Source organism: Taibaiella koreensis (assembly GCF_003545715.1).
In the GTDB taxonomy this organism is placed as follows: domain Bacteria; phylum Bacteroidota; class Bacteroidia; order Chitinophagales; family Chitinophagaceae; genus Taibaiella; species Taibaiella koreensis.
In genome coordinates, this window is record NZ_QVNU01000006.1 from 303,127 (window position 1) to 325,868 (window position 22,742).

Below are 22,742 nucleotides of genomic sequence, written 5' to 3' on the forward strand. Positions count from 1 at the left end.
CAGGAATAGCATAGAAAAAGGATGGCGGTCGTCACGACCAGGACTTTATGATGGCCTCTCTTAATCCAGACAGCAAGTAACTCCGGCTATTACTACAATACAGGAGAAAAAGCCCTGAGATCACGATCCCAAACGCCGTGTCATGGCGTAAGCGTTGCTTTACTTTGCCTCATAAATCTATTATTCACCAATCAAAATTGATTTTATGACTTTGAACAACATTACTGCCTTAAGGGCAGCTACTACAGGAACGGATGTAGTTACCGTACTGGGATATTATAATCCCGGCGACGGCGGCGGCGGTACATTTTACTGGGATGCTTCCAACACGGCAACAGACAACGGCGGTACGATTATTGCGTCTTCTACCACTACCACCGGACGATGGAAAAGGATATTCAACGAGAGTGTAAGTGTGAAATGGTTTGGCGCACAAACCGGCGTTCCTACAGACCAGGCACAGGCAATGAATAAGGCTATAGAAGCGTTAGCCGCAGAAGGCGGGGAATTGTTGATACCACCAGGCACTTACACGATAACAGGTGGCATTGCCGTCAAGGATGGCATAACAATAAATGGGCGGGGTGCTATTTTGGACGGCTCGCTAAACAGTACCCTTTCGGGAACTAACGTACGCAATGTCACTATCCTGCCCGGATTAACCGTGAAGAATACCGGAGGTCACTGTGTTTATTTTACCGGTTCGGCTACTTCCTCTATTCGTATAAGTGGTATTACCTGTATCGGTGATACCAATACGGCCTTTTCTGCCGATGGTATTTTATTTTACAAATGTGGTAAAGGATTTCGGGTAGAGAACTGTTTTATTTCCACCATAAGCAGGGCAGGTATTACCGTGGATATCTGTGAGGGAGAAGCCTTCATCCAAAACAATCACATTGTCAAATGTCGTAGTGGTATTCATGTGGAAGCCACTGCGAATATCGTCTGTCGCGACAATATCCTGGACGATTGCGGTAATGCGAATTATGGGGAAGCGAAGGATTATTCTTATGCGGCGCCGATAGTAATCAATGTTTCCGAAAATCTGCTCTTTGCCGAAAATACATTTGAGAACAACACCAATCTTGTAGACGTTATCGGCTGCCCCTGCAAGCAGGTTACTTTCACAGGCAATACAGACCTCCCTGTAGTTACCGTGCGTAAATTTCCGCTTGACCCGGCATCGCTTTATGTTTCTGACTTTAGCTTTTATAACAACAAAGGTGGTGGTCTTATTCCCTCCGGAGATGGAATAACCTTTAAAGGACGGTACAATTTCTGCAACAACAGTGATTTCGGTGGTCTGAATATCGGTGGGTTTAGCTATGTGCTCGTCAGCAACAATACCAACACCGTTTCCAATTTTGACATCAGGGCGGTATCTTATGAGACCAATAGTTACCTTGAGGTTCGTGGCAATGTACATACCTGTCAGTTCTACAGCGCCTTTGCAGCCAGTCTGGTGCTGTGTGAGCACAATAGTTTTACCCCAACCTACAACGCCGGGTACCCTAACTTTGTAGGCTATCTTTTTTACGGACAAGGAAAAATGGTTGCACAAAACAATAAGAGCGCGGGTATAACCGGGAATCATTTCTGGTTCGATGATTCTTCGGCCGAGATAGAAGTCAGCAATAATACGCTGAATGGCTTGATCGTCACCAATTCGGGCAACCCTGCATTCCCCAACATAAACAACCTGCACATTGTACGGCGTCCCGATTTTTATCAGATGTCTTCGGTACCGGTGAGCGGCACGTTCAAAGCAAGCGATGTGATCTTCAACGATGCACCTGCCTCGGGAAGCCCCTCCGGTTGGGTATGCACTGTAGCCGGAACGCCGGGAACCTGGGAGCCGCTGAGCATTCTATAACCCCTCCAAATCGATTACCGGGTAACGATGGTATCGTCAATACAAAACGCCACCAGAATATCCCATAAGTAATGGCCGCCTTCTCTATTTGCGCAAGCAAATGCAGGGGCGGTCATTTTTTTATGTTATCTAACCTCGTTATCGCCTAAATGCCCTGAGCAATTTTTATAACACGGATATACTACTTCCGATCCTCTTGGATGGGTTTGCCAAACTGCAGGAAGCCCCGGCAGTTGGGCGCCGTTCAGCACTATTTGATCTCATACGTTCAACAAAAAAAATGGCCCTGGGGTCACTTTTTTCTTATGGATACCAGGCTTCGCCACCGCCGGAAGATAGTTTACATCAAACGCCCCACAGCAGCGTGAGGCGCTTGTACATTTTATAGCGGTTTTATCAAAAGAAATGTTGCTTAGCGGATCACCAGCTTCTTAATACCTGTAGCACGTGCCGAATGAAGCCTCAGCCAGTAGAGTCCTTTAGCATAGCTGCTCAGGTCGATCGTGGTGATACCTGCCTTGTTCAGATCTTTGTGATAGAGCAGCTGGCCTTGTGTATTCAGCAGATCCAATGCCAGGGTTTCGGCGGGCGGCAGCAGCGACAGGTCGACCCGGACCTGGTTCGTAGCGGGATTGGGATAGAGCCGTATCTTACCCGATACATCTACCGAAGCGATAGATACCGGCGTCGTGGTGCAAGCCGAGGCGTCGCCCCAGATGCAGTCGGCAAAGTCGGGGTTATCGATAAAGGGATTACGGTTATGCTGCAGAACATAGATAGCATTGTTGCGGTCGATCTCTTTCTGGCTTACCGGGTCCATATGATGCCATTCCAGCAGCATGGCGATGGCCCAGGGTTTCAGGTCGGCTTTGTCGGCTATGGCCCAGTCCTTCCAGCCGTTATCTTCGGTATAGTAACGGGTGCTCATGTAAAAATAAGTACGGGCGAGATCTCCCTTGAAAGAATCGATAGGCTCAAAGGCCGTGCCCGAGTAGCCCGGATAGTTATTGGGGCCTGAGCGGCTACCGTTCTGGCTTTGCCAGGACGGGGCGTCTACTTCGCCATAGGGATCGTTGTCCCGCTTGCCGTTCACTGCGCCATCGGTGGGATAGATGTGAAACAGGTCCGAATTCATGGGCGGCACATCGTTGAAATAGGTCTTGGGCCAGGAGTGCTCCCGGTTGTAACACTGGCCTTCACCGGTATAATTGCCACATTGGTCGCTGACAAAGCTATATTCATAAGGCGGTGTACCTCCCGGCCGGTCGGAATAGATATCCCATACTTTGCCGTTTGCTTTCTTATCTGTAGTCTGATAGGCTGTCCACAAATCATTATAAGAAATTACGTTGTGGTTTTTAATAATGTTGTGCAACGCGGCTTTTAGCGGAACGCCATGAAGCGAGGCGGCAGCATCGTAGTAACCGGTGGGGGCCTGGCCATAGCTGAGCTGGCAGCAGACCAGGCTCAACAGCAATAGATATTTATGCATGCAATGGAAGAAATTGACTGGCAAAGGTAGACCTAAATGTATTTTTCGGTCGCCGCATCCCACATTCTTAATATTAAGGTAACCTGCTTTGTCTTTAAAAAAATTGGGATAATTAACGGGCCGGCCGGGGTTAAATGCCGCAATGCTGTGATAAATCTATTATTTTTACCGCCTTAAAATGAGCATTGATGAATCTGGAATTCAATAAAAACGATGATGCTATGCGCCTGGCCCTCAGCCAGCTCAGGCAGCGGTTCGCCAAAATAGAGGAAGGCGGCGGCAAAAAGGCTATGGATAAGGCCAGGGCCAAAAATAAAATGGCGCCCCGCGAGCGGATCCAATACCTCATTGATAAAGACAGCACGTTCATCGAGATCGGCGCCTTCGCCGGCTACGATATGTACAAGGAAGAAGGCGGCTGTCCTGCCGGTGGTACCATTGGCGGCCTGGGCTATATCCAGGGGCGGCAGTGTGTGATTGTAGCCAATGACAATACCGTAAAAGCAGGAGCCTGGTTTCCCATTACTGGTAAAAAGAACCTGCGCCTGCAGGAAATTGCCATGGAAAACCGCCTGCCGGTCGTCTATATTGTCGACAGCGCGGGCGTATACCTGCCCATGCAGGACGAGATATTCCCCGATAAGGAACATTTTGGCCGCATCTTCCGCAACAACGCGCAAATGAGCGCCATGGGCATTACGCAGATCGCTGCTGTAATGGGCAGTTGTGTCGCCGGCGGCGCTTACCTGCCCATCATGAGCGATGAAACGCTTATGGTCGAAGGCAACGGCTCTATTTTCCTGGCAGGTCCCTACCTGGTCAAAGCCGCCATAGGCGAGGATGCCGATGCAGAATCCCTGGGCGGCGCCAAAATGCATACCGAGATCAGCGGCATAGCCGATTATAAATTTGACACAGAACAGGATTGCCTTGACCAGGTACGGCGTATTATCGATAAGCTGGGCGAGCAGCCCCGGGCCGGCTTCGACAGAGCAAAGCCCGCATTGCCTGCAAAGGAGACCAAAGAGATCTATGGCATCGTTTCCTCCGATAATACCAAACCTTACGATGTAGTGGAAGTGATCGAGCGGCTGGTCGACAACTCAGAATTTGATCAGTTCAAGGAGGATTACGGCAAGACCATCGTTTGCGGCTATGGTCGTGTGGATGGCTGGGCGGTTGGTATCGTAGCCAATCAGCGCACGATCGTCAAAAGCGGCAAGAAGGAAATGCAGTTGGGCGGTGTAATCTATAACGATAGTGCCGATAAGGCCGCTCGGTTTATCCAGAACTGCAACCAGAAAAAGATCCCGCTGGTATTCCTCCAGGATGTGACCGGCTTTATGGTAGGCACCCGCAGCGAGCAATCAGGCATTATCAAGGATGGCGCCAAGCTGGTGAATGCCGTAGCCAATTCCGTGGTGCCCAAGATCACGATCGTGATCGGCAATAGCTATGGCGCCGGTAATTATGCCATGTGCGGAAAGGCTTACGATCCCCGCTTTATTTATGCCTGGCCCAACGCCAAGATCGCGGTAATGGGCGGCGAGCAGGCGGCAAAGACCTTGCTCCAGATACAGGTGGCCGCGCTTAAATCGAAAGGTGAAGAGATCGATCCGGAAAAGGAAAAGGAATTGTTACAGAAGATCACTGATCGTTACAACAACCAGACATCGGCTTACTATGCAGCGGCAAGGCTTTGGGTAGACGAGATCATCGATCCGGCCGATACCCGCAAGGTTATTTCCGAAGGTATCGCCGCGGCCAATCATGCCCCTATAGAAAGGGAATGGAAAGCCGGTGTATTCCAGGTCTGATTTTTCTCAGATTAAGAAAAAGCGAAGCCCGCGATCCTTTACGGTCGCGGGCTTCTGCATTTTAAAAGGTAGTCGTAATGCCTATTGCTTCACAAAGCGTGTGTTGCTGATGGTAGTGCCATTGGCATCGATACGAAGGAAGTAGCTGCCTGCGGGCAGGGCTTTTACAGAAATGCCGATCAGCTGTCCGTTGCCCTGTACGCCGGTCCTTTGCTCCGAGCGCACGACCTTGCCGGCTACGTCGGTAATGATGAGCGCAAGGCCCGAAGTGATCTTGTCATTAAGCTGGATGTTCAGCACGCCGTCTTTAACCGGGTTGGGATAGAGGACGACAGCATCGGTACCGGCGGCGGCAATGCGCACAACGGTAGAATACTTGCTCGCGCCATCTATATCGATCATCTTAAGACGGTAATACAAAGCGCTGGCGGGTGCATTCCTGTCGGTATAGCTATAGCTGTTCTTTGCATCACGATTAGCAGCAGCTACTGTACCTACGGCGGCAAATTGCTCGCCATCGGCCGAGCGCTCTATGTCAAAGGATCTTACGGCCTTTTCATTGGCGGTCTCCCAGCTCAGGGCAATATCGCTGCTCACCCTTTTACCGGAAAAGGTAAGCAGGTCAAGCAGTAGCGGGCTGTTTGTGCTGCCTACGCCAAAGGGAGAGAAGCTGGTAATACCGGAGCGGGACATCGAATAAGGATCGGCGCCGCCGGCAAAGCCCAGGGGAGCAGGATTCCAGGCGCCGCCGGTATAGTGCGACACGCAACAAGCCGCACGGACAAAGGTGGCCGCTTCATCGATCTCGTTCCAGGTGAGCTGCACGGTAGCATTGGAGCCACCGACCGTACCTTCCGATACAAACCAGGTTTTGTTCACCACATTGGCAGTGATCGCGCCGGTGCCGGTTGTGCCGCTATAGCTGGAGTAAACACCATTCTTTACCTGTACGCTGAAGTTATCGGCAGTGCCGGTAGCATTGTTCAGGATGAGTGGCGTATAAGAGGTGGCGGTAGCGCCTACCGGGAAGTTGTAGCTGCCTGTTTTGCCGCCTGCGCCAATATTCTGGTTCACCAACATACCGGTGCCATTGGTTACCGCGAAAGAGTTGGGGCCTGCGCCGGAAGCAATGGAACCGGTAGCGCTGATGGTAAGGTTATTACTTCCAAGTGTAAGGGTACCGCTGGTGAAAGTCATGATACCATTTACTGTAGCATTACCGCCGAGGGTCTTGCTACCCGCGCCGTTCATCTGCAGATCCTTGTAAGTGCCTCCGGGAATGGTTTGTGCGCCAGTACCGGAAAAGATCACCTTGCCGCCCGTGCCGTTCAGTGTGCCGGCGCCGCTTGCTGTGCCTTTAATGTCCAGTTGGTTGGTCGTTCCGGTAAAGCTGAGCGTAGCGCCGCTGTTGATGGTAAGGTTGTTGCAGGTAGCGGTGCCTACATTAATAATGGGCTGCGTACCGCCGCTGTTGATGGTTACATTGGTTGTAGCGGTCGGTACTTGTCCGCAATTCCAGTTGGAGGGATTGTCCCAGTTGGCGTTCATCGATCCGTTCCATGTACCGTAGGCATTCACGGTCATGGTTGCATTGTTGCTGGTGGCGTTGGGTGTGGTACCACCGGTTACAACGCAACGGAACTGATAGCCGCTCATGGCAGTGGTTACATTGTTCACTGTCAATGTTGCTGTAGTTTCATTATCATAGATGGTATTGCTGGGGCAATTGGCAAAAGTGCCGGAAGAAGATGACCGGAACTGCCATTGATACGAAATGGCGTTGTTGGCTGTTACGGTAAAGGTAGCGTCGGCGCCTTCACATATTGTGCTGTTGGAAGGCTGGCTGGTAATAGAAGGGGCAGTCATAGCCAGGCCTTTTACTTCCACATCGTCCCAATAATCGCCGCCTCCGTTTGAGGCCGATGTGGCCGTGATGCGGATATACACGTTGGCCTGGTTATTACAGGCTGTCGGCAGATTATAGGTGTAAGTACCCTCGCCGCCGGGTGAAGGGAAGGTAATCGTGTTGCCGAAGTCCTGGAAATTAGTCGCGGTTCCGGTAGCATACTGAAGCTTGAAATTCTTCGCACCGAATTCAAAAGCGCCAAGGAGAAAGGTAATGGTGTTGGACGAATAGTTTACAGTAGAAAAGTTGGCTTGGAAGTAATTGCCTACGCTCCAGTTGTTGGCGATATACTGGCCACCCGAGACGAAGGCCGATCCCTGTCCACCATTGGTCAATTGCTTGCCGGAATTCATCGCCAAGTATGATGTGGCATCAACCGGAGGACCGGAAAAAAAATTCGTCCACTGTACCAGCTGGATCTGCGATAGTGCAGTATAGGACATTAAGGAAAAAAAGAGGGTATAGCATATAGCCATACCAGGCATGCGCCTGCGCAGGGTAAATGTACTGTTCATGATTGTGTTGGAAATTTATTGGTTTGAATACAAATGTACTCTAATATCTAATCTTGCGCATTTTTAAAGCGTAAAACTTATAAATAAAGTATCCCTTTAATGCATTACGTTAATTATCAGCCTGTTCCTCCTGCTTAAGGATTACCTCCGTTTTCTTGTTGCTCTTGATCTCAGACAAGGGAATACCCTTTTGGTTGTCCATGGCCAATACCGTAAGCTCATGGCCCATATTGAGGTCTATAAATACCCGGCCGTCGATAAGCCAGCCGGTGGCCTTGAAGCCATAGCCTTTTTTGGAAAGGCCGGAAGAAGTATAGATATCTTCATCGAAAACGATCTTGACCAGGTCGCCATCGCTGAATTTGCGGGCATTTTCTATGTGAGCGCTGTAATAAGATAGCTTGACTTTGGGCGTCTTCGCCGTTTTGCTCATGACCTTCACCGACATCGTTTTGAACTCCTCGTCATTGTCGCTGCCGCCGCGGGCATTTACCGGCCGGGCATCGGCATTGAATACGTTATAGCCGAAATCTTTCATATACAGCTCAGGATATTCAAACAGCTCTTTTACTGCAATGATCTTGTAAACGTAAACGGCAGTTTCGGGATTGAGCTGCATGGAAAAATAATTGCTGCCTTGCTGCTTGATCGCTTTCGAAATATTGCCGATGCCGAAATTGTAGCCCGCCAGCGTTAGCGCCCATACGCCTATTGAGGTATAATAGCTTTTGAGCAGGCGGCAGGCGGCATCGGTAGATTTGGCAATGTCGTTGCGTTCGTCCACGATATCATCGACCTTAAGACCCAGCCCACGGGCCGTTTCAGGCATCAGCTGCCAGTAGCCGGCAGCGCCTGCATGCGATGTCGCATTGGCGAAGCCGCTTTCTACTACAGGAATATACTTTAGGTCCATAGGCAGCCCGTGCCGGGCAAGATAGCGCTCAAATACGGGGAACCAGGCATTGGCCTGTTGCCGCAGTCTGGGCAGGTTCACCACCGGAACCTGCTTGCGGATCACATTCATGAGCCGGCTCGCTACGAAGTTATTGTCAACGGGTATCCGCTCCCCGCAGAAGATTACTTCGTGCGGACCTGCCTGCGCCCCGGTTACCGAGAGCAGGCTTATCAGTAGCAATAATGCTGTTTTGCGTAAGGTTTGCATAGGCCGGAATTTATTTGGTGTCTTTCTTTCTTTTATCCTTTTTAGAGCGCTCTTTGCGTTCTTTCTTTTGCTCTTTTTTGCCATCGTCGCCCGCTGCCGATACACCAATGGGCTTTTCTATCCGCGCCAGCTCCTTACGATATACCGACCCGTCGAAAAAGAGCTCGAATCCGGACGCTTCGTGCCGTCGCTCTTTAAGCGTGAAGACCAGCTTGTCGTCGTCGTTGATATTGGCAGCCCGGGTAACGTAAATATAGTCCCGTGTCTCGCCTGGCCTCACCAGGGGGAAGAAACCGATATAGGTCAGGTAGCTACATTTCAGGAAGACCTTGGGCGAACGGTCAGGGTTGTACCAGGCCAGGTTGTTGGCGCCCACCAGGTAATCGTCGGTACCCTGGTTCTGTATCTCGATGCGGTAATAAGCCATAGCATCGCTGAAGGAGATACTTTTAAGCGCTACCCGCACACCATTGATGGGTTCCGCTGCAATATCCAGTCGGGCCGGCTCCTTCATAAAGCGTTCACTTTGCACCGAAAGACGCAGGGTATCGCCGGCGATATAGAAATCGGTATTGTTAAACTGGTTTTGCTCGGGTGGAATATCGTACAGGTTGATCCCTTTTTTTCCATAGCGTTCCCAGAGTCCGGCCAGGGTATATCGTGCATTCTTCTTTGCTTCCTCTTTCTCTTTTTGCAGGATTGCCAGGCGGGCTTCTGCCTCCTCTTTTGCTTTTTGCCTGACTTCTGCTTCCTGGCAGGCCGTTTCCGCTTTTTGCAGGCGCGCTGCTTCTGCTTTCGTAGCCTGTTCCTGTGCTTTACGTTCTTGCTCTTCGCGGGCAGCGATCCGCTTCCGCTCCGTTTCTTCCCGGGCTACCCTGTCGCGCTCGGCTTTGGCTCTATCCTGCTCCTGCCGCTCCAGCTCCCGCTGTTTTGCCATTTCGGCCGCAATACGCCGGTCCTCCTCTTCCTTCAGCTGATTTTGCCGCAAGGTTTCTGCCGTCTTTTTCTTTTCTGCTGCGGCGTTTTCCCTGGCTATAGTTTCCGCTTTCGCTTTAGCCTTCTCCTGTTCAGCCGCTACCCGTCCTGCTTCTGCTTTGGCCCTGGCGATCTCCTGCTCCCTGGCTTTTACTTTTTGTTTTTCCTGGTCTGTCTCCGCCTTTTGCTGCGCCTCGATATCCTTCTTCTTTTGCTGCTGAGCCAAGGTTCTTTCCTTTCTCTGTTGCGCCTCCTCCTGTTCCCGTGCCGCTTTTGCTTTGGCCAGGTCGGCGTCTCCGGCTGAAGCTATGGCTGTGGCTTCATTTTCGCCCTGCTGCCGGCCGGCAGATTGGCTGCGGGATTGCTCTGCTGCGGCTTTCAGCCTTGCTTTGTCGGAAAAGTCGTAATACAGTACCGGATCCTTGTTGATGTCGTAGTCTTTCTTAAAGATTAATGTAAAGATGTGCGTGTTTTTACCCTGGATCACGGAAAAGCCGGTACCGGTTGCCGGTGGGTTTTCCTTCCCGTTGTAGGAGATCTGCATCGTATTCTCGTTGCGGGTGCTGAACTTGAAATAATCGCTCATTTCATTGTTGTCCCAACGGGCATTGTCTACCTCCGAAGGAAAGGCGATGAAGGCTGGCGCATCGGCGCCGATCAGGATCTTATAGCCCACGATATTCTGAGCTGAGACCGGGCGGCTCATGCACAAAAGCAGGAGAAAAAAAAGCCGGCATGCAGGGTAGTTTGTCATCAGGCGGGGCGTATAGTGCCCTACAAATTTAGCCTATCTGCTCATGAGCACCCTTGCCCAGAGGCAAAAATCAGTCTTTTTACGTAGTGGTTACAGCAATACGCCGAAGCAGGAAAAAGGCCGCCAGGCCTATTATTCCGCCGATGCTGTCGGCCAGCATATCATAAAGGTCGTATGACCGTCCACGGGTGATGCCGCTGCCCTGGAGCCATTCCACTGCATACCCAAAAGCGGCAGTAAGCAGGGCCATAAAGACACCTTTCCGGGCATTGGGCTTCCGGTACACGCACATCCAGAGGAAGGCAAAGCCGCCGAAGATCACGAAATGGACCCACTTATCTGCCAGGGGAACTTTGACATCGGGGATCTCGTTGCCCGGTATCAGGCAGGCGACCAGGATCATTATGGTCCACAAAACGGCGATGACAACCGTTCTTTTTTTATGTGCAGCGAAAAAACGGAAGAATGCTTTCATGGCAGGAGCTTGACAGCGGCAAAGATAAGAAGCGGTCTCTGCCTCTTGGGCAAGGCCGTGGCTTTTTTTCGGCTATCTTTGCGGCCATTATGCATCGAACGTTTCGTCCGGTTGTCCTTAGCCTGGTGCTCATCCTGCTGCCGGTCGCCGGTGCTTTCGCCGGGGGCAAATATGTTTACGACTTCAACGACCGTTGTCAGCAGGCCTACCAGGCATTGGTATCCTTGCGCATAGCGGAAGGCAATGCCCTGTTGAAAGAGGAACTGAAAGAGCATCCCGACAACCTGATCCCCGTATTCCTGGCCAATTACGACGACTGCCTCACGCTCCTGTTCAATGGCGACGCCGGCGAGTATAGCCGGCGCAAAGGTAACCTGGATAAAAGGCTGGAGCTGCTGGAGCAGGGCGACGAGCAATCGCCCTGGTACCAATATTGTATCGGCGCCCTGCACTTTCAGTGGGCCGCCGTGCGCATCCGCTACAATGAGTACTGGAGCGCCGGCATGGCGTTCCGCAAATCTTTTATTGAGCTAAAGGATAACCGGAAGCAATTCCCCTCTTTTCGCAACAACCAGGTATTGCTGGGCCTGGAGGAGGCCATCGTAGGCACTATCCCGGATAGCTATAAATGGATATCAAGCATGCTGGGCATGAAGGGAGATGTGCGCAAAGGCACTGCGCAGATCGTGGATTTTCTGAACCACCGCGACGGCAGTGCGGCTTTAATGCGGGAGGAGGCCATCTTCTTTTTTTGCTACCTCAAATTTTCCCTGCTTTCCGACCATAAGAGCGTATGGAAATACCTGGACGAAAGCACGCTGGACTTCCGCAACAACCATCTTTATGTCTTCATGAAAGCCAACTTCGCACTGAACGACAATAAGGCGCAGCTGGCCGAACAGGTGCTCAAGGGCCGGAACCCGGGCAGTGAATACCTCGAGGCGCCCATATTCAACTACCAACTGGGTACGGCTTTGCTGCAAAAGATGGACGATGACTGCATCGGTTATTTCCAGAAATTCCTGAACCGCTACACGGGAAAGCTTTTTGTTAAAGATGCTTACCAGAAAATGAGCTTTTACTACCTGGCCCTGGGCGATCTCCCCCAGGCAATGGGGTACAAGAACAAAATACAGAAGGCCGGCAATGCCCAGGTCGATGCCGACAAGCAGGCGCAGCGCTATGCAGGCAATCTCCAGCTGCCCAATCCTTTCCTGCTGAAAGCAAGGCTGCTGAGCGACGGCGGCTATTACAGCAGGGCGCTCGATGAGCTGAAAGGCTCCAAGGTATCCGACTTTCCCAATACGGCCGACCAATTGGAGTACAACTACCGCTATGCCCGGATCTATACATTGATGGAGCAGCCCGCCAAAGCCATCCCGTTCTACGAAGCGACCATCAGGATGGGCGCCAACCGACAGGAGCACTTTGCCGCGCGCTCGGCGTTGGAAATGGGTCAGATTTACGAACAGCAGGGCCTCAACGATAAGGCGATCGCCTGTTACCGTCAATGCATCGGCATGAAGAACCACGATTACAAATCTTCGCTCGACCAGAAGGCCAAGGCGGGTATAGACCGACTGGGCGGGAATAAGTAGCTTAACAGCAAAGCATGCTTCGATCGGTGCAATCCCATAAAGCCCATGTCAATGGAAGGCTGCGTTATGAATTGGCCCGGGCTTGGTTTGTAAATTATTTCGACGCCGGCGACAGCGTCCTGATCAGCGGGACATTCAACAAGCCTTAGCGCTTGAGCAGCGTTTATTCCTCCTCCTCTTCGGGGTACTGCCTTCTCTTTTTCTCCGGCTGCTTCCCTTCGATCACGATCACGATCTCGCCCTTGGGCGGATGCTGTGTATAATGCTGCGCAAGACCCTGAAGGCTATCTCTGCGGGTTTCCTCAAACATCTTGGTCAGCTCGCGGGATACAGCAGCCTGCCGTTCGGCGCCGAAGGAAACGGCCATTTCTGCCAACGATTTCGCCAGCCGGTGCGGCGATTCGTAAAGAATGACCGTGCGCTCTTCCAATGCCAGCTGCTCCAGCTTCGTTTTGCGTCCTTTTTTCAGCGGGAGGAATCCTTCAAACACGAAACTGTTAGCGGGCAGGCCGCTTTGCACCAGGGCCGGCACAAAAGCCGTAGCGCCCGGCAGACATTCCACGGCGATACCCTGGCGTATGCATTCCCGCAACAACAGGAAGCCGGGGTCCGAAATACCAGGGGTGCCGGCATCGGTAAGCAGCGCCAGTGTTTTGCCGCTACGGATCTGCTCTATCATTTGCTCCAGCACCCTGTGCTCATTATGCTGATGATAGGCATATAGTGGCTTCTGTATCTGGTAATGCTTCAGCAGCACGCCGCTGGTGCGGGTGTCTTCACACAGGATGGCATCGACCTGCTTCAACGTATCCAGCGCGCGCAGCGTAATGTCGGCCAGGTTGCCGATAGGCGTGGGAACAAGGTAGAGCTTCATAGTAGTGTAAAGAAGCTGGCTCAAAAAAGCGCAAGCCTGTCACATTGAGCGGTTCAAAATGTAAACAGGCTTGAGACGTAATTTATTGTATTTCGAGTTCGCTCAATAGTACAAAAATGGCCATCTTTGGGGATAGCTTTTTCTGTTTGATAAAAAAACGTTCCAAAAAAGCTTATCCTTCGGTAATCTCGAAAGTATAGGATTCCATTACCTGGTTGGCCAGGAGCTTTTTGCAGGCTTCTTCCGTTTTATTGCGGGCTTCGTCCTGGCTGGCAGCTTCCAGCGACAGGGTAATGTGCTTGCCTACCCTTACCTGGTTTATGCTGGCGAGGCCCAGATTGTGCAGGCTTTCGGTTACAGCTTTGCCCTGGGGGTCCAGCAGCTCTTTCAATGGCATAACGTCGATGTGTGCAGTGAATTTCATTGGATGCGTATTGTATAAATAATGATAATATATGACTGAGCGCTTTTGTCTGGTTATTTCCGGGCCTCGGTAAGTGGACTGGCTTCGGGATAGCGGTAGATCACAGAGAACAGGATATACAGCACAAAGACCAACGGGATGACAGCAAATTTCAGGAACGGTATGCCGGCCACCAGCACCAGCAGCATAATGATCTGGGGCCACCAGGCCGAAGCACCCTTACCTGGCGCTTTCCATTTAAGGAATTTGATCTTGCTCACCATAAAGAAGCAAAGAACGGCAATAAGCAGGTACAGGAACCACTTGTTCTGCAGCAGGGCATCAAAGTTGAAAACGGGATTGTGGTACCAGCTCAGCAATGGCAGGGAAGCGACTATAATACCAGCGGCCGGTATAGGCATGCCTGAAAAATGATCGCGTTGCTGCGTGCTGGTCTGGTTGAAACGCGCCAGCCGCAACGCGCCGAAGCAAGCGAGCAGGAAGGCGGGCGTGGTAGCCAGTAGTGGTGCATCCATAGCACCCGGTTCGGCCATATAGGCAAGCCAAAGGAGCTTGAACACGATCATGGAAGGCGCTACACCAAAAGATACCAGATCGGCCAGGGAGTCGAGATCGCGGCCAATAAGCGAATTGGCGCCCAACGACCGGGCAGCGAGGCCATCGAACACATCCATGAGCGCGGCCAGCGCTATAAAAAAGCTACCCCAGTACATCTGCTCCAGTCCCAGCACCGGCCGGTACTCCTCCTCATTAATAGTGGTAAGGAAGGCGGGGGCGTTGAGAATAAAGGCAATGGCGATGCAACCAAAGAAAAGATTGGCCAGCGTACATATATTGGGTAAATGTTTCATTGATATTGAGCTGTATTCGGTGCCTGCCGTTAATACCTGCGGGCGGGCAAAGATAAATTATTTAAAAAGGCCCACGAAAATAGTTTTTTATTTACAGACCTGTAGCACGGCCGGGAAACCTGCACGGACCGGGACGTTTGCAAGATAAATTACCCTGCTCTTTTTTTTCCTATAGACTTGTTATTTGGCCCGATGGCTTTGCCGGCGATATATGTAAAGTCGCCGGAATAGCGTAACTTTGAGAGCAACAAATTTTTTTAAGACAATATGGATCCTAATCAGTTTTCAGGGAGCGCTTACGACAATATTCAACATAAGCAACATAATCCCGCTTCCATCAACGAACGTTATATCGCCAGCTATATGTCCAAAGTATACGGCTGGATGTTCCTTGGCCTCAGCCTCACGGCCGTGGTCGCTATGCTGGTAGCTTCATCGGAAGCCGCCATTAACCTGTTTTACGGCACGCCGTTGTTTATCGTGCTTATCCTGGCCCAGCTTTTCCTTGTCGGCTTCCTGGCCATCAGGGTGCAGCATATGTCCTCTTCGACAGCGACAGCGATCTTCATCGGCTACGCCATCCTTACCGGCATTACTTTTTCAGCCCTGCTGTTGCGGTATACCACGGGCTCGCTTGTAACGGTATTTGGTATCACGGCCGGTACTTTCGGTATCATGTCGGCAGTCGGCTATTTTACCAAGCAGGACCTTACCAGCTTCGGCCGCATCATGCTTATGGGGCTTATCGGTATTGTGCTGGCTTCCCTGGTCAATTTCTTCCTACGCAGCGAGTCGCTTTACTGGATCATTTCCTATGTAGGTGTGGCGGTGTTTGTAGGATTGATCGCCTACGATACGCAAAAGATTAAAGCGTATGCGCTGCTGGCTAATGAGGAAGACCGTAAAAAAGGCGCCATTCTCGGTGCCTTAGCCCTGTACCTCGACTTTGTCAACCTGTTCATCTTTCTGCTGCGCCTCTTCGGTGGCCGGAGAAATTGATCTGATTATCAGAAAAATGGAGTAAAGGTGTACTTATGGTACACCTTTGCTATTCCTGTTTTGATAGGAAATTTTTATCTTCGTTCGATTCCCCTGTTTAAAAATAGTAGTGCCCCAATGAAATTGCTCCGTTTTCCTGCTGTAGTATTCGCCCTGTTTTTATTGCCTGCTTTTCCTGCTCCTGCCCAGGTATTGCAACAAGGACCCGCCAAAGCAGGCGCATCGCCGGCTGCTAAGCCGGCGCCCGAAAAAGAGGTCAAGGATATAAAAGTGCTGAGCGAGAAAAAGGATAAGTACGGTAACATCCAGCGCACGATCCAGTATTACGATGGTAGTCTGAAAGTGACGGAAACGGTGATCATCCCCCCCTTTCCGGGGCTTGGGGAGCGCAAAAAGATCAATATAGATACCCTGATACATGACTCCATGATGGTTTATGTGGATAAGACCAATTACCTGGTCGCGCTCATCTATCGCAGGAAGCGGATACGCCAGTACCGGGCGGTATTCGGCCCCGACCGTCTTAAGGATAAAATGCGCGAAGGCGACCGTTGTACACCCGAAGGCTGGTTCCGGATCGTGAGCAAAAAAGAGCATAGCAACTGGCAGAAGTTTATCCTGATCGATTATCCCAACGACACCTCTTATGCTCGGTTCAACCGGCGCCGGCAGCAAGGCCTTATCCCTTCGGGATCCCAGATCGGCGGCTCGGTAGGTATCCATGGCGTATTTAAGAGCGGTGTGAAGATGATCGACTGGGGTATGGGCTGGACCGACGGCTGCATCGCGATGAAGCCGGAAGATATAGAAGACTTTTATCAATTTGTTTGGCCCGGCACGCGCGTTTATGTCAAGCGGTAATCCTACTCCTACCCCAGCCTGGTCGCTTTGCCTTGACCTTTGTCAGGAAATGGGCTTATAGCCAATATCAAAGGGCCGGAAATTTTTTTGAATTATCTTTGTGCGCGATGAAGCAAAGTAAGTGCATGACGACAGAAGGTATTATCCGCCCCAAGGCGGAGTTCCTGCAACGTTTCCTGGGCGATGAGACGGTGACGGCCGATGTGAGCAGTGTCACCATCAGCGCAGGTATCCAGTTGCACTATGCCGATGTGCTGCTTTGTCCCGCGCAGGATGAGCCCGAAGAAATGGCTTATATGCATTTTTATCCCGTAGCAGACGGCAATTACTACCTTCAGCTTTCTTTTCTGCCCGAGTGTAATGGTAAGGCCAATGAGTCGTACCGTGTGGCACAGTTGGTCTTTCAGCCGGCTTTTTTTGAGCAATGGCCCGAAGGACTTGTTTGCGGTAAGCAACCGTTCCGTTTTGACCGTTGTACCGAGCAGGCCTTTACGCTCAACAGCCAGGGCCGTGATGCCCTGGAGGCTTTGATCAGGGATAAGGATAACCTGGATTTCATTCAGTCCCTGCGTCGCCAGGAAATGGCCATCGGCCTGCTCCGCTTTGCGCTGGAAGCATTCCTGGTGCCCGATGAAGCCAATAAGCTACCCGCCTGCAGCTTCCTGTCCAACAACAGCGAACGGGACAAGGTGCTGGAAACGCAGCGTCTCATCATGGAGCATCTCGATCACCCGATGACGATCCGCGAGCTGTCGCGTGAAGTGGCTATGAACGAATGTTACCTGAAAAAGGGCTTTAAAGCCATGTTTGGAAAAACAATCCACGAGTACCAACAATTCCAGCGCATCGAGCGCGCCAAGGAATTGCTGCTGGAAGGTAACTGTTCCATCAACGAAGTGGCCTTTAAAATGGGCTTTGGCAGCGCCTCCCATTTCAGCACCTCCTTCAAAAAGATCGCGGGCATGAAGCCCTGCGAGCTGCTGCGCTAATCTATTTTTTCATTGTTATTTTTACTTAAGCGGATATCACAAATGCGCTATTTGTTCGCCATAAAGGCGCAAAGTCGCAATAGTGCTACCTGAAATGACGCAACCTTGTGTTTTACTTAGCCCGTCGCGCCTTGGAGCAGTCGTGTAGCCTGTTGCGCAGCATGCGCAACGATCCGGATTGGTAAGCGCATTCGCTGAGGCAAATGATAATGGCGGGGATCATCTCCCCGCCATTATCATTAATTGCCGTTAAGCTTAATTTTTAACAAGTTTCTGTCTCATATTTAAGTTAGCGCCTTTAAGCTCCATAAAGTAGATACCTGCGGGCAGTTCCTTGGCCGGCGTAACGAATTGGTTGGTTCCGCTTACAAATGGCTTCGATTCACCAAATACTTTCCGGCCTGCTATATCATACAGGGATACCTCGGCAGTGACGGCCTGGGATACATGCAGGCTTATGTTCCAGTCTGACTTGGTCGGATTGGGGCTAGCCGTAAATGTTCCGGCATTTTCCAAAGCCTGAAGCGGCTTATCGGGATTGTTGATGTCATACTCCGGAGTAGCGCCGGGACCGGGTTTTTCCGGTGTCTGCGTCCAGCTGCCATCGGCATTCATATTAATGGTGATCAATCCTGACCGGGAGCATTCTACACCCGGTGAGCTATACCTTTTCAGCCAGGCGGTATGGGTGCCGGGGGTAAAGGTGTGGAAATGATACCAGGTAGTAGCATCGGGCGGCGCTGTGGTAGTGAGCGGCTTGTCGATATACCATTCATACAGGCCGGCAGGCACCAGGATCATGGGCCCGGCAAGCGGCGCAAACTGGACGGTATAGGGATCGGCCGGGTTATTGTGCCAGTAGGCGAAGCCGGCATCGCAGGAGAATTCATTGTTCTGGTAAGTAATGGTCAGGCGGGGTGTATTGTAGGTGGCCGCGCCATCGCTTGATCCGTAGAATTGCGACCGGTAGTAGGTTTCATCCTGTAGCTGCAGCAGGAAGCCATTATTGGCCAAAGGGTCTGCAGGCAGCAATGCAACGGTACCCATACTGGTATTGATATTGGTGGTGCCTACCAACTCGTCAATGATTCTTTGCACCATTGCCGTAACGTCGACGGCAAAGTTACCATCGTACCTGCTGGAGGTCACCGGTATGGTAGCCCAGTTCGGTGCGGTTTCGAAAGTCATTGCCTGTGCGCTGTTCCAGGTCACCACATCTTCTCTCCAGTTGTTCGCGGCATTTCCCTTACCCGAGCGTACCCTTTTGATATAGCAGGGATTGGGATTGGGCAATGGTGTGCCGGGGAAATAGTTGCTGCCCCAATTGGTGCTGCCGCTGTTAAAGGCGTTCATGGACAGGGTTGCCGATAAAATTTTAATAGGCTGGAAGGTGAGCACCGAGTTTACGATCTGGCGGCGTGAGTGGCCCGATGCCAGTATGGCCAGCGCCGGGAAGCGGATGAGGGATCTCAGTGTGCCGGGCACGCCGTTGTAGGTCCAGGCCGACATCGCAATGTCTGTGTAGTTGCCGTAATTGGTGTTGGGATTCAGGCTAAAGATAGCGGCATCCTGTCCGTCCAGTGGTGATTGCGCGTTTAGCCCTGTTTCGTAGGTAGTTTGGGCAAATGTGGTGCCGGCGAGCACCATGCTACTTAGTAGAAATATTTTTTTCATAAGAAAAAAAATGGTTTGGTTTCATGCAATATAGGTATTTGCCAGGTCGTTTCCAAACCCCTTACATAAGTGAAGCAGCACCCGGAGCCAAAAGCATAAAAGAAAATGACGGCCTGCGTGCCTGGCACGAAACCGTCAAAATATCTGAGAGGGGTGCTATTATTTAATAAACTTCCCGATAAAAGGCATGGCCTTCAGCTCCGCTTTTTCCACTTTTAATACCAATAAAAGAAATAGAAGCATGCCTGCCGTTGCGGCTATGAACCTGATACAGAGCTGCGGCAGCTCGCTCAGACCGGCAGTGATGGCATTTACACCTGTCTTGAAGAAGAATAGCAGCAGCATTACGGTCAGATAGGCGAGGAGCTTTTTAACCGGATAAGGCACGGGAAAGTATTTTTGCCCTATGAAATAAGTAACTACGACCATCGTAGCATAGCAAACCAAGGTAGTCCATGCTGCGGCATACATGCCCCAGCGCGGTATAAACCAATAGTTGCCCAGCAAAGTGATTACAGCGCCCATCACGGTAATATATAAGCCCATCCGCATCCGGTCGGTAAGCTTGTACCACACAGAAAGGTTGTAGTAGATACCCAGGCAAATATTGGCAAATAGCAATACAGGCACCACACCCAAACCGCTACGATAGGCGGTACCGATGAAGTATTTCCATATATCCAGGTACAGCGCCGAGAAAAGAAATGCCAGGCAAAGCGTGATAATAAACCATTTCATCACACGGGCATATAGTACGGGAGCTGTCTTTTCTTTTGCCTGATTAAAGAAGAACGGCTCAGCTGCCATCTTAAAGGCCTGGATGAACAAGGTAATAAAGATTGCCAGCTTATAGTTGGCCGAGTAAATGCCTACAATGCTTTTGGCGGCCGCTGGTGGCAAGGGCAGGAAACGGGCCAACATTTGCCGGTCCATTACTTCGTTGATCATACCGGCCAGGCCGATTACGATCATGGGCGCACTATAAGCAAATACCTGCTTCCAAAGCCGGGTGTTGATCCTGAAACGAAATGCCTTCCATTCTGGAAACAGGATAAGAAAGACAAACAAATTCTGCAGGATATTAGCCATCAACAGGAACCCCACTCTGTTATTTCCGGTATACCACTGGGTCAATCCGCTTCCGGGATGACTGGCTGTATAGCGAGGGAGATATACGAGGAACAGTACCGTAAGCAATATGTTGATCACAATACCCGCCAACTTAACGAATGCATATTTGCGCGGACGATTCTCCTGCCGCAGCCGGGCAAAGGGAATGGCAGATAATGTATCGAGGCCCACCAATAGCAGGCACCAGATCACATATTTGGAAGGCCCACCGGGGTTGATGAACTGATTGATCGGTACGCTAAAAAATGAAAAAAGAAAAACAAGACCTATTGTTGATATAAGCAGCGAGCCGAACGAGGTTTGAAATAGTGCACTCCGGTCAATACCTTCTTTATTGGAAAAGCGAAAATAGCCGGTCTCAAATCCATAAGTAAATAGAATATTGGCTACGGCGATCCAGGAATAAAACAAGCTATAGGCTCCGTAATCCTGTACCCCAGCCGCATCGTGCATGAGATAGGTCAGTAACGGGGTAAGAAGGTAGTTCAGAAATTTGGCGCCGATACTGCTGATCCCGTACCAAAGCGTCTGTCCGGCCAATTGTTTTATAGCAGCCAATACGTCAGAAATTTGGACGCAAAATTAATGATTTAATGATAGCCCGGGTGTTTATTTGTCTTCGGTAACGTTAAAGCCCGCAGCCTGTAAAATGAAGAGGATACACTCAGGAGCAATAGGTTTTAAGAGTATCTTTGATGCCGGGGGCTTGTAAACCGGCCTTCTTCACGGTATGGCCGCTATCCTTTCCATTAAAGAGCTATCTAAATCCTACGGGCCGGTAAAGGCCCTTAAGCGCGTTTCTTTCGACGTACCCGAAGGCAGCGTATTCGGCGTGCTGGGACCCAACGGTAGCGGCAAAACGACCTTGCTCGGCATTCTCCTGGATGTGTTGCATGCAGATGAAGGTACTTTTTCCTGGTTTGGCGGTATGCCGCCGGCAATTGCCCGCCGCCAGATTGGCTCCCTGCTCGAAACACCCAATTTTTATCATTACCTCAGCGCCGTGCGCAACCTGGAGATCACTGCACGCATCAAGGGGCGCGGCGCCGGCGATATCGACCGGGTGCTGGAAGTGGTGCGGTTAAACCACCGTAAAGATTCCCGGTTCAGCACCTATTCGTTGGGTATGAAGCAGCGCCTGGCTATTGCCAACGCCTTGCTGGGTGGGCCCCGCGTATTGTTGCTCGATGAGCCCGCCAACGGCCTGGATCCCGAAGGTATCGCGGAGATCAGGGAATTGATCGGGACGCTCAACCGGGAAGGCATTACTGTGATCATGGCCAGTCATCTGCTCGACGAGGTAGAAAAGGTATGCACGCATGTAGCCGTGCTGCAAAGAGGCGAGTTGCTGGTATCGGGCAATGTAGGCGATGCCTTCCGGGCCGAAAGCCTGCTGGAGATTGGCGCGGGCGATATGAACCGGCTGCAGGAGGCGCTACAGCATTTGCCGGGATTGAAGAGTATGGCCGCTAATGGCAAGACCCTATCGCTGTCGCTCACAGAAGACATAAGCCCCGGAGAGGTCAATCGCTTCTGCTTTGAGCAGGGTATTGTGCTGGAACACCTGCAATTAAAGAAGAAGAGTCTTGAGTCGCAATTCAGAGAGCTGACCAAGGGAGGAGAAGTACGCTAGACGGCCAGCCAACGTATTGCCATACAGGCGCTGTCTTAGGCTGGGATGAGGGTGTAGACAAGGTTCTGTAATTTTTCCGCTAAAGTTTGCTTTTTCAAATTCTTTGTCTATTTTTAAGCCTCGAAATATAACCAAAACGGTGTAGCCGCCGGTTAATTCTGTTTTAAGTTAAATTAAAAATATACGCAACCTGATGAAGACTTTTTTACTTACAGCAATGGGCGTTTTCGCCATTTTCTCTACGATGACGCTTACTTCCTGTAAAGAGGATAAATGTAAAGCTACGGTTTGTGCTTACGGTGGCGTGTGTCAGGACGACGGATCTTGCCAGTGCCCGGTAGGTTATGAGGGAGAGCGTTGCGAGACCATTACCCGCGACAAGTTTAAAGGTGCATGGCGCGTTACCGAAGATGGTACCGCCAGCAACCCTGCTCAATATGCTACTTCTATCGAAAATGGTACTGCTATTGAGCGCGTGATCATCCGCAACTTCTACAACCTGTTCAATCCTGTAGTGGATGCTACCGTGAAAGGCGATACTATTTATATCGCCCGCCAAACCGTTAAGGTAGGTGAGGACGAAAAAGTGATCGAAGGCAAAGGCTATGCCGTTCCCGAAGCTTTTTACGGCCTGCACGGAAAGCTGGTGCTTTCTTACCGCGTAACCTCGTCTGATGGCAGCATCAACGAATTCGGTATGGGTGGCGCTACCAATGCCTCCATATGGACCAAATAA

The 22,742-nt window shown here is 51.0% G+C and carries 18 protein-coding genes; 8 read left to right on the forward strand and 10 right to left on the reverse strand.

Features of this window, described 5'->3' with window-relative positions; genetic code table 11:
* Positions 1 to 205 precede the first annotated feature (205 nt).
* The gene (locus DZK30_RS19675; RefSeq protein WP_118975888.1) at positions 206 to 1,876 is read left to right on the forward strand and encodes a glycosyl hydrolase family 28-related protein; all 1,671 of its coding nucleotides are present in this window, start codon (positions 206 to 208) and stop codon (positions 1,874 to 1,876) included.
* A gap of 412 nt (positions 1,877 to 2,288) precedes the next feature.
* On the opposite strand, the gene DZK30_RS19680 is transcribed toward DZK30_RS19675, so the two are convergent.
* On the reverse strand, positions 2,289 to 3,368 hold the full coding sequence (locus DZK30_RS19680) for an endonuclease (RefSeq protein WP_118975889.1): 1,080 nt from the start codon (positions 3,366 to 3,368) through the stop codon (positions 2,289 to 2,291).
* A gap of 188 nt (positions 3,369 to 3,556) precedes the next feature.
* Here DZK30_RS19680 and DZK30_RS19685 point away from each other — a divergent pair, with 188 nt between their 5' ends.
* Positions 3,557 to 5,185: an acyl-CoA carboxylase subunit beta gene (locus DZK30_RS19685; protein WP_118975890.1), complete on the forward strand. Its 1,629-nt coding sequence runs from the start codon at positions 3,557 to 3,559 to the stop codon at positions 5,183 to 5,185.
* Positions 5,186 to 5,266: 81 nt separating this feature from the next.
* On the opposite strand, the gene DZK30_RS19690 is transcribed toward DZK30_RS19685, so the two are convergent.
* The 4 genes from DZK30_RS19690 to DZK30_RS19705 form a co-directional block, all read right to left on the reverse strand.
* Complete coding sequence (locus DZK30_RS19690) at positions 5,267 to 7,606, reverse strand: T9SS type A sorting domain-containing protein (protein ID WP_118975891.1); 2,340 nt, start codon at positions 7,604 to 7,606, stop codon at positions 5,267 to 5,269.
* Between the two features lie 109 nt (positions 7,607 to 7,715).
* Positions 7,716 to 8,768, reverse strand: coding sequence for a lytic transglycosylase domain-containing protein (locus DZK30_RS19695; protein WP_162903264.1), 1,053 nt, complete (start codon positions 8,766 to 8,768; stop codon positions 7,716 to 7,718).
* A gap of 10 nt (positions 8,769 to 8,778) precedes the next feature.
* The gene (locus DZK30_RS19700; protein ID WP_118975893.1) at positions 8,779 to 10,449 is read right to left on the reverse strand and encodes a coiled-coil domain-containing protein; all 1,671 of its coding nucleotides are present in this window, start codon (positions 10,447 to 10,449) and stop codon (positions 8,779 to 8,781) included.
* A 127-nt stretch (positions 10,450 to 10,576) separates the two neighbouring features.
* Positions 10,577 to 10,972 carry a VanZ family protein gene (locus tag DZK30_RS19705; protein ID WP_118975894.1) on the reverse strand — a complete coding sequence of 132 codons (396 nt, stop codon included), beginning with the start codon at positions 10,970 to 10,972 and terminating at the stop codon, positions 10,577 to 10,579.
* Between DZK30_RS19705 and DZK30_RS19710 the strand changes: the two genes are divergently transcribed.
* The gene (locus DZK30_RS19710) at positions 10,963 to 12,570 is read left to right on the forward strand and encodes a tetratricopeptide repeat protein (RefSeq protein ID WP_118975895.1); all 1,608 of its coding nucleotides are present in this window, start codon (positions 10,963 to 10,965) and stop codon (positions 12,568 to 12,570) included. The two genes, DZK30_RS19705 and DZK30_RS19710, sit on opposite strands and share 10 nt — an antisense overlap.
* Before the next feature lie 163 nt (positions 12,571 to 12,733).
* Here the strand turns inward: DZK30_RS19710 and rsmI are convergent, their stop codons facing one another.
* The 3 genes from rsmI to DZK30_RS19725 form a co-directional block, all read right to left on the reverse strand.
* Positions 12,734 to 13,444, reverse strand: a complete 711-nt coding sequence (gene rsmI / locus DZK30_RS19715; RefSeq protein WP_118975896.1) for a 16S rRNA (cytidine(1402)-2'-O)-methyltransferase — start codon at positions 13,442 to 13,444, stop codon at positions 12,734 to 12,736.
* Between the two features lie 172 nt (positions 13,445 to 13,616).
* Positions 13,617 to 13,868 carry a phosphoribosylformylglycinamidine synthase subunit PurS gene (gene purS / locus DZK30_RS19720; RefSeq protein ID WP_118975897.1) on the reverse strand — a complete coding sequence of 84 codons (252 nt, stop codon included), beginning with the start codon at positions 13,866 to 13,868 and terminating at the stop codon, positions 13,617 to 13,619.
* Positions 13,869 to 13,921: 53 nt separating this feature from the next.
* Positions 13,922 to 14,719, reverse strand: coding sequence for a CDP-alcohol phosphatidyltransferase family protein (locus DZK30_RS19725; RefSeq protein ID WP_118975898.1), 798 nt, complete (start codon positions 14,717 to 14,719; stop codon positions 13,922 to 13,924).
* Positions 14,720 to 14,986: 267 nt separating this feature from the next.
* On the opposite strand from DZK30_RS19725, the gene DZK30_RS19730 reads away from it, so the two are divergent.
* The 3 genes from DZK30_RS19730 to DZK30_RS19740 all read left to right on the forward strand — a co-directional run bounded on the left by DZK30_RS19730 (position 14,987) and on the right by DZK30_RS19740 (position 17,568).
* A complete protein-coding gene (locus DZK30_RS19730) occupies positions 14,987 to 15,718 on the forward strand; it encodes a Bax inhibitor-1/YccA family protein (RefSeq protein WP_118975899.1) in 732 nt (243 codons plus the stop codon).
* A gap of 117 nt (positions 15,719 to 15,835) precedes the next feature.
* Complete coding sequence (locus DZK30_RS19735; protein WP_118975900.1) at positions 15,836 to 16,579, forward strand: L,D-transpeptidase family protein; 744 nt, start codon at positions 15,836 to 15,838, stop codon at positions 16,577 to 16,579.
* Positions 16,580 to 16,704: 125 nt separating this feature from the next.
* Positions 16,705 to 17,568 carry a helix-turn-helix domain-containing protein gene (locus DZK30_RS19740; protein WP_205529508.1) on the forward strand — a complete coding sequence of 288 codons (864 nt, stop codon included), beginning with the start codon at positions 16,705 to 16,707 and terminating at the stop codon, positions 17,566 to 17,568.
* 255 nt (positions 17,569 to 17,823) lie between these two features.
* Here the strand turns inward: DZK30_RS19740 and DZK30_RS19745 are convergent, their stop codons facing one another.
* Both DZK30_RS19745 and DZK30_RS19750 read right to left on the reverse strand, forming a co-directional pair.
* Positions 17,824 to 19,242, reverse strand: coding sequence for a T9SS type A sorting domain-containing protein (locus DZK30_RS19745; RefSeq protein ID WP_118975902.1), 1,419 nt, complete (start codon positions 19,240 to 19,242; stop codon positions 17,824 to 17,826).
* Between the two features lie 159 nt (positions 19,243 to 19,401).
* Positions 19,402 to 20,931, reverse strand: a complete 1,530-nt coding sequence (locus DZK30_RS19750; protein ID WP_118975903.1) for a lipopolysaccharide biosynthesis protein — start codon at positions 20,929 to 20,931, stop codon at positions 19,402 to 19,404.
* Between the two features lie 172 nt (positions 20,932 to 21,103).
* Here DZK30_RS19750 and DZK30_RS19755 point away from each other — a divergent pair, with 172 nt between their 5' ends.
* Both DZK30_RS19755 and DZK30_RS19760 read left to right on the forward strand, forming a co-directional pair.
* Positions 21,104 to 22,006, forward strand: coding sequence for an ABC transporter ATP-binding protein (locus DZK30_RS19755; RefSeq protein WP_118975904.1), 903 nt, complete (start codon positions 21,104 to 21,106; stop codon positions 22,004 to 22,006).
* A gap of 193 nt (positions 22,007 to 22,199) precedes the next feature.
* The gene (locus tag DZK30_RS19760; protein WP_162903265.1) at positions 22,200 to 22,742 is read left to right on the forward strand and encodes a calcium-binding EGF-like domain-containing protein; all 543 of its coding nucleotides are present in this window, start codon (positions 22,200 to 22,202) and stop codon (positions 22,740 to 22,742) included.

Coding starts and splice junctions, on each gene's coding strand:
- DZK30_RS19675 (WP_118975888.1), top strand. CDS start 206: ATGACTTTGAACAACATTACTGCCTTAAGGGCAGCTACTACAGGAACG.
- DZK30_RS19680 (WP_118975889.1), bottom strand. CDS start 3,368: ATGCATAAATATCTATTGCTGTTGAGCCTGGTCTGCTGCCAGCTCAGC.
- DZK30_RS19685 (WP_118975890.1), top strand. CDS start 3,557: ATGAATCTGGAATTCAATAAAAACGATGATGCTATGCGCCTGGCCCTC.
- DZK30_RS19690 (WP_118975891.1), bottom strand. CDS start 7,606: ATGAACAGTACATTTACCCTGCGCAGGCGCATGCCTGGTATGGCTATA.
- DZK30_RS19695 (WP_162903264.1), bottom strand. CDS start 8,768: ATGCAAACCTTACGCAAAACAGCATTATTGCTACTGATAAGCCTGCTC.
- DZK30_RS19700 (WP_118975893.1), bottom strand. CDS start 10,449: ATGAGCCGCCCGGTCTCAGCTCAGAATATCGTGGGCTATAAGATCCTG.
- DZK30_RS19710 (WP_118975895.1), top strand. CDS start 10,963: ATGCTTTCATGGCAGGAGCTTGACAGCGGCAAAGATAAGAAGCGGTCT.
- DZK30_RS19705 (WP_118975894.1), bottom strand. CDS start 10,972: ATGAAAGCATTCTTCCGTTTTTTCGCTGCACATAAAAAAAGAACGGTT.
- rsmI (WP_118975896.1), bottom strand. CDS start 13,444: ATGAAGCTCTACCTTGTTCCCACGCCTATCGGCAACCTGGCCGACATT.
- purS (WP_118975897.1), bottom strand. CDS start 13,868: ATGAAATTCACTGCACACATCGACGTTATGCCATTGAAAGAGCTGCTG.
- DZK30_RS19725 (WP_118975898.1), bottom strand. CDS start 14,719: ATGAAACATTTACCCAATATATGTACGCTGGCCAATCTTTTCTTTGGT.
- DZK30_RS19730 (WP_118975899.1), top strand. CDS start 14,987: ATGGATCCTAATCAGTTTTCAGGGAGCGCTTACGACAATATTCAACAT.
- DZK30_RS19735 (WP_118975900.1), top strand. CDS start 15,836: ATGAAATTGCTCCGTTTTCCTGCTGTAGTATTCGCCCTGTTTTTATTG.
- DZK30_RS19740 (WP_205529508.1), top strand. CDS start 16,705: ATGACGACAGAAGGTATTATCCGCCCCAAGGCGGAGTTCCTGCAACGT.
- DZK30_RS19745 (WP_118975902.1), bottom strand. CDS start 19,242: ATGAAAAAAATATTTCTACTAAGTAGCATGGTGCTCGCCGGCACCACA.
- DZK30_RS19755 (WP_118975904.1), top strand. CDS start 21,104: ATGGCCGCTATCCTTTCCATTAAAGAGCTATCTAAATCCTACGGGCCG.
- DZK30_RS19760 (WP_162903265.1), top strand. CDS start 22,200: ATGAAGACTTTTTTACTTACAGCAATGGGCGTTTTCGCCATTTTCTCT.